At 65.4% G+C, this 1,613-nt stretch carries 1 protein-coding gene; it reads left to right on the forward strand.

Going from position 1 to position 1,613, the window contains the following annotated elements; genetic code table 11:
- Positions 1–185: 185 nt before the first annotated feature.
- On the forward strand, positions 186–1,613 hold a 1,428-nt coding region (locus AB4Y84_RS21130; RefSeq protein WP_442250871.1), incomplete at its 3' end, for a M14 family zinc carboxypeptidase.

Below are 1,613 nucleotides of genomic sequence, written 5' to 3' on the forward strand. Positions count from 1 at the left end.
CCTGGGTGACAAGACGCCGCCGTACGACGCCTCGTTCCCGGGCATCCGCGCGCCGTACGACTTCAGCCAGTACGACCTGCGTGGCCGCTACTTCACGCTGGGCTTCGACTACCGCTTCTGATCCACCCGCCGCGGCCGGCCACCCTGTGTGGCCGGCCGTGTTGCCATGTTCCAGGGGAGTCACCGTGTCCTTCCACCGCCGTGCCGTTTTCCCGTTGTTGCTCGCCGTCGCCACCGCCGTATCGTTGCCGCCTGCGGTACATGCGCAGAGCGCCTATTTCTTCCCGCAGACCACCGATGCCGCGGCATTCGATACCGCCATTCCCACGCCGGAGCAGTTCCTCGGCTATCCGATCGGCAGCCGCTACACCCGCCATGACCAGCTGGTCGCTTACTTCCAGGAGCTGGCCAAGCACTCGGACAAGATCAGCGTGCGCGAGATCGGCCGCAGCTATGAGGGCCGACCGCTGCTGATCGCCACGGTCACTGCTGCAGGCAACCACGCGCGGCTGGAACAGATCCGCCAGCAGCACGCGACCCTGGCCGACCCGGCGCAGCCGCGCAGCGCTGCCGGTGACAGCCCGGTGGTGGTGTGGCTGGGCTACAGCGTGCACGGCAACGAGACTTCCAGTGGCGAAGCGGCGATGCTGACCGCCTACTACCTGGTGGCCAACCGCAGCGCGGAAACGCAGCAGTGGCTGCAGCAGGCAGTGGTGCTGTTCGACCCGGCGCAGAATCCCGACGGCCGCGATCGCGCCGCCAACTGGCACAACGCCTGGGCGTCCGATCCGGCCTCGGCCGATCCGGCCGACAAGGAACACGTCGAACCGTTCCCGCAGGGCCGTACCAACCACTACTTCACCGATCTCAACCGCGATTGGCTGGCACTGACGCAGCAGGATTCGCGGCCGAAGGTGGCGCAGTTCCACCAGTGGTACCCGAACGTGCAGATCGACTTCCACGAGATGGGCAAGGACAGCACGTACTACTTCGAGCCATCGCCGAAGAGCATGCATAGTCCGTTGATCCCGGCAGCGTCGTACGAGTTCAACAAGACCCTGGCCAAGTACCACGCCCAGGCGCTCGATGCGCTGGGTTCGCTGTACTACACCGGTGAGAATTTCGACAATTTCTCGCCCGTGTACGGCTCGACCTATCCGGATTTCCACGGCGCGGTCGGCGTCACCGTGGAGCAGGCCAGCTCGCGCGGTCGCGTGCAGGAATCGGTGAATGGCCTGCTGACGTTCCCGTTCACCATCCGCAACCAGGTTGCCACCGGCTTGGGCACGGTGCGCGGTGCGGTGACCGAGCGCAGCGCCCTGTTCGATCTGCAGAAGAGTTTCTTCCAGAGCGCGCTGAAGCAGGCCGCACAACAGCCGGTGAAGAGCTTCGTGTTCGGCGACGCGCATGATCCGGCATTGACCCGACGCCTGCTGGAACTGCTGTTGCTGCACAGGATTGAAGTGCATGCACTGGACCGCGCCGTCAGCGTAGATGGCCAGCGTTTCGAAGCGGGCAGCGCCTACGTGGTGCCGGTGCAGCAGGCGCAGTTCCGCCTGGTCCATTCGATCTTCGCCGAGACCCCGCCGATCAAGGGCGACGTGTTCTACGGC

It is taken from the genome of Stenotrophomonas sp. 2YAF22 (genome assembly GCF_052114665.1).
Taxonomy (GTDB): Bacteria; Pseudomonadota; Gammaproteobacteria; order Xanthomonadales; family Xanthomonadaceae; genus Stenotrophomonas; species Stenotrophomonas indicatrix.